This is a genomic window from Candidatus Zymogenus saltonus, from assembly GCA_016929395.1.
Classification (GTDB): domain Bacteria; phylum Desulfobacterota; class Zymogenia; order Zymogenales; family Zymogenaceae; genus Zymogenus; species Zymogenus saltonus.
The window spans coordinates 1-8,624 of sequence record JAFGIX010000074.1 but is presented as its reverse complement, the minus strand read 5'-3'; the positions used below and the strand labels follow the sequence as shown (position 1 = coordinate 8,624).

8 protein-coding genes and 1 riboswitch are annotated in these 8,624 nt (G+C 51.4%); of the genes, 3 read left to right on the top strand and 5 right to left on the bottom strand.

All coding sequences use genetic code 11. The annotated features are described in order from the left end of the window. Positions 1-74: 74 nt before the first annotated feature. The 3 genes from JW984_14185 to JW984_14175 form a co-directional block, all read right to left on the bottom strand. Positions 75-650, bottom strand: coding sequence for a cupin domain-containing protein (locus tag JW984_14185; protein MBN1574344.1), 576 nt, complete (start codon positions 648-650; stop codon positions 75-77). Positions 651-935: 285 nt separating this feature from the next. After that, positions 936-1,490, bottom strand: coding sequence for a 2-oxoacid:acceptor oxidoreductase family protein (locus tag JW984_14180; GenBank protein ID MBN1574343.1), 555 nt, complete (start codon positions 1,488-1,490; stop codon positions 936-938). Between the two features lie 100 nt (positions 1,491-1,590). After that, entirely contained in the window at positions 1,591-2,349 is a 759-nt protein-coding gene (locus JW984_14175; GenBank protein MBN1574342.1) for a 2-oxoglutarate oxidoreductase, read from the bottom strand. Positions 2,350-2,693: 344 nt separating this feature from the next. On the opposite strand from JW984_14175, the gene JW984_14170 reads away from it, so the two are divergent. The 3 genes from JW984_14170 to thiD all read left to right on the top strand — a co-directional run bounded on the left by JW984_14170 (position 2,694) and on the right by thiD (position 6,962). Beyond that, positions 2,694-4,364 (top strand): long-chain fatty acid--CoA ligase, encoded by a 1,671-nt coding sequence (locus JW984_14170; GenBank protein ID MBN1574341.1) that lies wholly within the window; start codon positions 2,694-2,696, stop codon positions 4,362-4,364. 309 nt (positions 4,365-4,673) lie between these two features. Further along, a riboswitch (TPP riboswitch) is annotated at positions 4,674-4,764 on the top strand. Between the two features lie 70 nt (positions 4,765-4,834). Beyond that, positions 4,835-5,632, top strand: coding sequence for a thiazole biosynthesis protein (locus JW984_14165; GenBank protein ID MBN1574340.1), 798 nt, complete (start codon positions 4,835-4,837; stop codon positions 5,630-5,632). After that, positions 5,625-6,962 carry a bifunctional hydroxymethylpyrimidine kinase/phosphomethylpyrimidine kinase gene (gene thiD, locus JW984_14160; protein ID MBN1574339.1) on the top strand — a complete coding sequence of 446 codons (1,338 nt, stop codon included), beginning with the start codon at positions 5,625-5,627 and terminating at the stop codon, positions 6,960-6,962. The genes JW984_14165 and thiD overlap by 8 nt, the downstream gene beginning before the upstream one ends. On the opposite strand, the gene JW984_14155 is transcribed toward thiD, so the two are convergent. Further along, positions 6,866-7,435, bottom strand: a complete 570-nt coding sequence (locus JW984_14155; GenBank protein ID MBN1574338.1) for an inverse autotransporter beta domain-containing protein — start codon at positions 7,433-7,435, stop codon at positions 6,866-6,868. The genes thiD and JW984_14155 overlap by 97 nt on opposite strands. Before the next feature lie 62 nt (positions 7,436-7,497). Continuing rightward, positions 7,498-8,382, bottom strand: a complete 885-nt coding sequence (locus JW984_14150) for a hypothetical protein (protein ID MBN1574337.1) — start codon at positions 8,380-8,382, stop codon at positions 7,498-7,500. Positions 8,383-8,624 lie beyond the last annotated feature (242 nt).

The following is an 8,624-nucleotide window of genomic DNA, read 5'->3' as shown; positions in this document are numbered from 1 at the left end:
TAAAATGTCCTTTTTTGTAATGAGGCTTTATTGATTTGAGGTTTTGGAATCAGGCCTAAAAAATTTGCAGGCCTCTACTTTTCGCCCGTGAAGAGTACGGCGAGAATCTTCGTGGGGGTCTCCCCCACCGCCGTCACCTTGTGGGGGATCGTGGAGTCGTAGTAGATTGAGTCTCCGGGGGAGAGGATGTCGGAGTGGTCGCCGAGGGTTACCTCCATCTCCCCCTCGAGGACGAAGATGAACTCCTCGCCGTCGTGGGTGGACTGTTTGACCTTCTTTACGGTGCCGGGTTCTAAAGTTACGACGAAGGGCTCCATCTTTCGGTCCTTCTTGTCCGCCCCGAGCGACTCGTATGAGTAGCCGTAGCTCACCCCCTCTTTGGACGCCACTCTCGAGACCTCTTTCCTGTCGTCCTCTCTCACAATCACGTACGGGGATGTCGGCTTCTCCTTGAAGAAGTAGCCGGGTTGAACTTCGAGGGCCTTGGAGAGCTTGATAATCGTGCCCAGTGGCGGAGAGATCATATGGTTTTCTATTTGGGATATTATTGCCGTTGAAAAGCCGGATCTGTCGGCCAGATCGGACAGGGAGAGGTTCATCTTCTCCCGAAGCAGCTTTATTTTTTCACCAACCTTTAGGTCCTCGGTCATTTCCGCCTCCTTTGATAGAGGTATCTTATTTTTCTCAAATTCCTTTTTATTCTGTCATTCCCAACTCGATTGGGAAGCTATACTATCATTCTCAACTCGATTGGGAATCCAGCCTGTCCCCGCGTATGCGGGGGAAAGATATTCACTGGATTCCCGTTTTCACGGGAATGACAGGATATTCCGGTTTTCCGCTTCCCAAGGTAACGATACAAAAAGTTTACTTTTTGTGAGCAATCACCAATAGTATAAACGAACGGCCCTCTTTTGCCCGGCGGCCCTTGTCGATCAGCCGCCGTTATACTCCTCGGCGAACTTCATCCCCGCCTTGATCATCTCGACGTTCTTCGGTATCAGCTTGTGGTACCTCTCGTCCAAAACCTTCTTGAAGGCCTCAAATACCGTATCCGGCTTTACTATATTTGTCAGCTGAAGGAAAGCTCCGAATATCACCATGTTGGCCATCTTGTCGTTTCCGAGCTCCCCCGCCTTCTCGTTTGCGGGGACCTTGATCTGTTTCAGGTCGGGCCTTGCGTCCACCTCCTCGCTTATGAGAGACGAGTTGATCAAAAGCAGCCCCCCCTCCACGACGTTCGGGCCGAACCTCGTCAGGCTCGGCTTGTTCATTACGATGGCGCTCTTTGGGTGGCCTATGATGGGGGAACCCACGGGGTTGTCTGAGATGACCACGGTGCAGTTTGCGGTGCCGCCCCTCATCTCGACTCCATAGGCCGGCATGTAGGTCACGTTCTTGTTTTCGTTCATTGCGGCGTAGGCGAGGAGGTTTCCTATCAGCATTATCCCCTGTCCGCCGAAACCGGCCATTATCGTATCGTAATACATTCTTTTGTCTTTCACATTAACTGAATAAATTTCCCCAATACAAACAAACAAGGAAACATGCCTCTCGTGGCTGTCAAATCCCGTCAGTCAATGCGGCTTTTTAAATAGCCCCCTGGTCAGACATGGTGCGCTCCTTGAAGACTCCAAGGGGGAAATAGGGAATGAGCTCCTCGTCGACCCTGACGGCGGCCTCCTTGGGTGTCATCCTCCAGTTCGTGGGGCAGGTGGAGAGCACCTCCACGAAGGAGAACCCTATGTTGTCGATCTGCATCTGGAAGGCCTTCTTGATGGCCTTCTTGGCGCTTATGACCCTCTTCGGGTTGTTTACCGCGACCCTCGCCACGTAGGCCGAGCCCTCGAGGGTGGCGAGCATCTCGGCCATCCTGACAGGGTAACCGTCCTGCTCGTATTCCCTCCCGTAGGGGGAGGTCGTGGTCTTCTGCCCCAGCATGGTGGTGGGGGCCATCTGCCCGCCGGTCATGCCGTATACCGTGTTGTTTACGAATATCACGGTTATCGGCTCCCCGCGGTTCGCGCAGTGGACGATCTCGCTCATCCCGATGGACGCCAGGTCTCCGTCCCCCTGGTATGTAAAGACGAAGTGGTCCGGCATCGCCCTCTTTACGCCTGTAGCCACCGCCGGCGCCCTCCCGTGGGGCGCCTCGACGACGTCGATCCTGAAGTAGTCGTAGAGGAAGACGCTGCAGCCGACGGACGCCACCCCTATCGTCTTCGGGACGAGGTTGTATTGATCCAACGCCTCCCCGCAGAGGCGGTGTATTATCCCGTGATTGCAGCCCGGGCAGAAGTGGAACGGCTTGTCCGAGAGGCTCTCCGGCTTCTTGAAGACCCGCTTCATCCCTTCGGTCGCGGCTTCGGTCATGTGTCTCTCCGTTTTTTTTTGAAAAATTTATACCAAAATATTATACAGAGGAAAGAATATAACGTCAACATCTTTGTCGCTCGTTTTTTTGCAAATAGCTCTTAATTACAATTCTGTCATCTATGCAAAAATCTTCTGGCAATTAGTCCCCGATTTTTGTTAAAATCTCAGTACAAATTACTTTTCCGTTCTCCGTACGGGGACGGGTTTTAGCGGCGCATGAAGATTTTGTGCGTTTTAAGATAAGCTGGATTTGGGATCGATCGAAGCATAAGGTAATTTTGAAAAGAAAATCATTATATTTTATTAAGGAGGAGAGGATGAAGGAAAGATTATGGCATAAGTCGTATGCTCCGGGGGTGAAAAAGACCCTCGAATACGAGAAGGTTACAGTGTCCGAGGCATTGAGGAGGTCCGCCGAAAAATTCCCCGATAACGTGGCTCTGAACTATATGGGGAAAAAGATCACCTACAGTGAGCTCGACCGCCTAGTGAATCGTTTCGCCAGGGCCTTAATGGATATGGGGATAGGGAAGGGGGACAGAGTGGCCCTCTGCCTTCCGAACCTCCCCCAGACGGTGATAGCCAACTTCGCGATATTACGGATCGGGGCGGTGGCGGTTCAGAACAATCCTCTCTATACAGAGCGGGAGCTGGAGCACCAGCTCAACGATTCTGAGAGCGTTATGGTGATCACGATGTCGCTTCTCGTCCCCAGGATGTTGAGCCTCATGCCCAAGACCAAGATAAAGAAGATCATCGCCTGTCACATCAATTCATACCTGCCGTTTCCGAAGAAGCAGCTCTTTCCCTACGTCAAGAAGGCGATGCACAAGGAGGTGGAGACTACCGAGGAGGTGGTCGTGTTCAAGGATATCATAGGCAAATATTCCGACGAGCCCCTCGAAGATAAGGGGGAGTGGGAGAAGCTCTCCATCATCATCTATACCGGCGGCACCACCGGCGCGAGCAAGGGTATATTGATTAGCCACAAGGGCATCAGCTCGAGCATTCAGCAGTTTGCCGCGTGGTTTCCCGACCTTATGCCCGGGGAGGAGAGCTTGGTGGGGACTTACCCGATATTTCATATAGCGGGGTTTATTGTAAACCAGTGCTTTATCCCCTGGAAGGGTTGGACGCAGCATATGATTCCCCGACCGGAGCCGAAGGGTATCATCGACATTTTGAAGAAGAACAAGCCTACTTTTCTCCCCGGGGTTCCCACCATTTTCGTGGGACTCCTCTCCGATCCGGAGTTTCGGAAAATGGAACTGTCGTTTATTAAAGGCTTCTTCTCAGCGGCGGGGCCCCTGGCGGCCGATACGATAAGGGATATGAAGGGACTTACGGGCGCCACGATATGCGAGGTGTATGGACTGACCGAGACCTCCGTGGTTGCGGTGACCCCATGGGGGGGCGAGATAAAGCAGGGCACCGTGGGGGTGCCGATGGTGGACAACGACTTCAAGATTGTGGATCCGGACAATATCAAGAAGGAGCTTCCCCAGGGGGAGATCGGGGAGATAGTCGTCAAGGGACCCCAGATGATGATGGGGTACAACAATCTGCCGGAATTGACGAAGGAGTCTATGGCGGACGGCTGGTTCTGCACGGGGGACATAGGGTTTTTCGACGAGGACGGCTACCTGAGCATCGTAGACCGGAAGAAGGACATGATAATCGCCGGGGGGTACAACATCTATCCGGTGGAGGTCGACAATATCCTCTTCGACCATCCGAAGATATTAGAGGCGTGCTGCATCGGCGTCCCGGACGAATACAGGGGTGAGACGGTCAAGGCCTTCATCGTGCTGGAGCAGGGTGAGGAGTTGACGGAGGAGGAGGTGACGAGCTTCTGCAAGGAGCACCTCTCCGCCTACAAGGTTCCCAAGATAATCGAGTTTGTAGACGCGCTGCCGAAGAGCGCCGTGGGTAAGATCCTCCGCAGGGAGCTGAGGAAAATCGAGATGGAAAAGAGGAAGGGGAGCTAAGATTGTAGGCGAGCCCGGCGAAGCTTGCCGAGGCCGGGATTTGTAGATCATAGGCATTAGCGTCGGAACAGCGGTCGCGGTCGTACTGCTCCTTCTGCCACTGGTAAGCCTGGTCTCGAAGAGGAGGGGGATGGAGGGGCTGAAGGTCTGGCAATAGATACCGGGGGGAACTGACGCAATATTGGTCGGTGTGAGTTGAATCTTTTTACGGTGAGGGTTGGAAGCCCATGTTACAATCAACGAACATTTTTAAAACATTTTCCTTGACTGGTATGGCTTTACTCGTTAATATGTAGGAAGAAATCTCATAGAAGAGACCGGGGGTGCCCAAGAGGCTGAGATGATACCCTTTGAACCTGATCCGGATAATACCGGCGAAGGGAGATACGGATTTTATAATCACAGGCCTTCGGGAAACCGAGGGCCTTTTTATTTGTGTTGAAAACAAACCGATTTGCGGGGGTGAAAAAATGGCTGTTGACGAAATCACGATCTCAAGGGCGATTGTAAAGACCTACATGGAAAAACTGACGGAGCACCTCGACCTCGAAGTCGCCATCGTCGGAGGGGGGCCGGCCGGCCTGACGGCGGGCTACTTCCTGGCGAGGGAGGGGGTAAAGGTCGCCCTGTTTGACAAGAAGCTCTCCATCGGGGGAGGCATCTGGGGCGGGGGCATGATGTTCAACGAGATAGTCGTTCAGGAAGAGGCGAGGCGCCTCCTCGACACGTTCGGCATCTCGTACAGGGAGTTCGCCCCCGGCTACTACACCGCCGACTCGATCGAGACCGCGTCCACGCTGATCTCGATGTCGATGAAGGCGGGGCTTCGCATCTTCAACCTGATCGAGGTCGAGGACGTGATGGTGAGGCAGGGGAGAGTTACGGGACTCGTTGTGCTGTGGACCGCCGCCAACATGGCTGGCCTCCACGTAGACCCGATTGCCGTCAGGGCGAAGTTCGTCATCGACGCCACCGGCCACGACTGCGAGGTGGTGGGCGTAATTTGCAGGAAGTCGGGGGAGAGGCTTCTCACCCCCTCGGGAGACGTGGAGGGGGAGAAGTCGCTCTGGTCCGATGTGGCGGAGACCAAGACGATCGAAAACACCAGGGAGGCGTATCCGGGGGTGTACGTTTCCGGCATGAGCGCCAACGCGGTATTCGGGTCGTTTCGGATGGGCCCTCTCTTCGGCGGTATGCTCCTCTCCGGGGAGAAGGTTGCCGAGCTTATCAAGGGGCGTCTGAATAAGGGGGAACAAAAAAATGAATGATCCGGTCAAGGTATTGACGATAGCGGGCACAGACTCCGGCGGGGGCGCCGGCGTCCAGGCCGACCTCAAGACGATCACCGCCCTTGGGGGATACGGAATGAGCGTCATCTGTGCGCTTACGGCCCAGAACACCGTGGGCGTTCAGGCGATACACGACGTGCCGTTGGATTTCATAGAGGCGCAGTTCGACTCGGTGATGAAAGACATCGGAGCTGACGGCGCCAAGACCGGGATGCTTGCAAGCTCGGTGGTAGTGCGCACGGTCGTTAAAAAAGTGAAGGAGTACAAGATAGAAAGGCTTGTGGTCGATCCGGTCATGGTGGCGAAGAGCGGCGATCCGCTCCTCTCCGAGGACGGGATCAAGGCGGTCTCGGAGGAGATGATCCCCTTAGCAATGGTCGTCACACCGAACATCCCGGAGGCGGAGGTGCTGTCCGGGATAAAGATAGAGGGCGTTGACTCGATGAAGAGGGCGGCCGAGATAATCGCAGGCCTCGGGGCGAGAAACGTGGTGGTGAAGGGGGGGCACCTTGAGGGTGAAGCGGTGGACGTTCTGTTTAACGGGGCGGAGTTTACTCTTTTTCCGAAAGAGAGGGTAGAAACTAAAAACACCCACGGGACGGGCTGCACCTTTTCGGCGGCGATAGCAACGGGGTTGGCATCAGGAATGGACGTTTCTTCCGCCGTGAAACAGGCCGAGCTCTATATCGACACCGCCATCCGGTTTTCCCTCAATGTGGGGAGGGGGCACGGCCCCACGAACCACATGGCGTGGTTCTTGAGAGATAGCGAAAGATACGGGGTAATCGAGGAGCTGAAGAGGGGGGCGGGGACCTTGGTGCAAAAAAACATCGCCCCCCTCATACCGGAGGTGCAGTCCAACCTCGGGTACGCGCTGCCGTACGCAGTGAAGCATGACCACGTTGCGGCGTTTCCGGCAAGGATTATTAAAGCGGGCGGCGGCGTGCTGGTCCCTGTGTCTCCCGAGTTCGGGGCGTCGATCCATATCGCGAACATCATCCTGACCGCCATGAGATACGATCCCGGGCTGAGGTCGGCCATGAATATCCGCTTCGGGGAAGATCTGATCAAAAAGGCGAACGATAGGGGCCTTGCCGTCGCGTCATTCTCCAGGGCCGATGAGCCTGAAGACGTCAAGGACGCCGAGGGGTCGAGTCTGGCCTGGGGAGTCTCGAAGGTCCTGTCGGAGACGGGGGGGACGCCTGATCTTATCTACGACCGCGGGGACGTGGGCAAGGAGCCGATGATAAGGGTACTGGGCAAAAATCCGGGGGATGTGGTGGGGAAGGTCCTCGGGCTCTTGGATTGAGACAGCAAATTCAATTGAATCGATCCGCTGTCTCTTGGTCTTACCTCTACAATTGCGTCGGTCAGCGGCTGATAATAGTTGAACCTTCCCGTCAGTCCCAGGCCGCCGCCGTCTTCAAGGATACCTAGTTCTACCATAACCTCCGCCCCCACACCCCACTGTGTATGCCTGGTACCCCAGGGTGTTTTTCGCCAGTCATAAAAGCCGTTTATCCCGAGGAGAAGGTATTCATCGATGAGGATGTGTCGATACCCGAGGCCGAGATTCGTCTCCCAGCCGTTGAGGTCGTTGGGGGTATACTTCGCGTTTACAAAGAGGATGTTCCTTTCGTCCTGGTAGAGGGGAACGAGAAAATCGAGGATGTAAAGGGTGCGGTTATCCGTCCCCCACCTTATCCCCGGACTGAAATGGATGGTCCATTTCTGATCATCTTCATTGTTTTTGGTGTCTGCGACAGTGTTTGAAGAAAACACACTAATAATTAGGACACTGATTGATAATAGAATAAAAAATTGCCTGATAATTCTATGATATTTCATTTTGTTGCTCCTGAAAGAGGATTAACATCACTACTCTTCAATGGTTTTATTTTTGGATCCCTTTTAAGATAGAATAAAAAATTAGTAAGAGGAATTAGTAAGAAGAGAAACATAAATACAAGTATATATGGCTTAAATGCGAGTGAAAATTTAGGTATAAAAGACAGTATTGGATTACTATAAATAACCTTATTTTGAATTACATAAAATGCAGAGTCGAACAAGCGTCTACCAGTATATATTGATATGTAGTAAAAGAATCTCCATACTAAAAGAAAGGCTGCAAAAACAAATCCAAGTACTTCTCGTTTCATAATCTTCGAAATTGCATAAATCATCACGCCTATTTCAATACTAAATATTAGTAAATAACTAATTATAAACAGAGGCAATGTTCCTGCTGGCAGTTCACCTTTCATAATCCAAATGCGTTCCATTTCAGATATGCTAACAAATATAAAAAGAATAATACTGCAAACAAAGAAGATGATAGCAGTTTTACGATACATCTTTGAGAAATTATCAGTGGCTATCGTATTCATATTTAAAGATCTAAAACCGTAGAAGATCGCTACTGTAGCGAGGAATAAATAAAAAAAGGTTACAATGGTGGCCAACTCCATTAATCTGATATATATCATTGCATCATATAAATGATATATAAAGTCTTCAAATATGATTCCCAGCCATATCACGATGGCCCTTATGCTGTTTCTGATTCCAAATATAAACGCAAAAACTAAAACAATTAATAACAGGTAGGTATCAATTTTATAATTTGGATGAGGGACACTTTTAATAATTCCAAATTTAAATGTAAAACATAAAATCAGATATACTATGCCGGAGATAATAAGGTATTTTTTATGTCTTCTTTCCATCTCTTGTCTTAACAGCTCCTTTTACAATCCAAACGGAAGAATTTGAAAATCCTCTGATTCTTTTTTCTCCGTATATTCTTCTAATATAAAGCGATTATTAAAGTAAAATAAACAGTCTATTACTTAAATGAATTTACTGTTTCTAATTTCTATTCTATGTAAAAGTCAAGCACCTTCCGTACAGTATGTCCTCTCGGGGCCGCCGATTTAGGCGGCTTCCTTTGGTATCTCGTTTCTTTTCT

Excerpts from the sequence above, each read along its gene's own strand:
- JW984_14175 (MBN1574342.1), bottom strand. The coding sequence starts at position 2,349 with ATGAAGCGGGTCTTCAAGAAGCCGGAGAGCCTCTCGGACAAGCCGTTC.
- JW984_14150 (MBN1574337.1), bottom strand. The coding sequence starts at position 8,382 with ATGGAAAGAAGACATAAAAAATACCTTATTATCTCCGGCATAGTATAT.
- JW984_14185 (MBN1574344.1), bottom strand. The coding sequence starts at position 650 with ATGACCGAGGACCTAAAGGTTGGTGAAAAAATAAAGCTGCTTCGGGAG.
- JW984_14170 (MBN1574341.1), top strand. The coding sequence starts at position 2,694 with ATGAAGGAAAGATTATGGCATAAGTCGTATGCTCCGGGGGTGAAAAAG.
- JW984_14180 (MBN1574343.1), bottom strand. The coding sequence starts at position 1,490 with ATGTATTACGATACGATAATGGCCGGTTTCGGCGGACAGGGGATAATG.
- thiD (MBN1574339.1), top strand. The coding sequence starts at position 5,625 with ATGAATGATCCGGTCAAGGTATTGACGATAGCGGGCACAGACTCCGGC.
- JW984_14165 (MBN1574340.1), top strand. The coding sequence starts at position 4,835 with ATGGCTGTTGACGAAATCACGATCTCAAGGGCGATTGTAAAGACCTAC.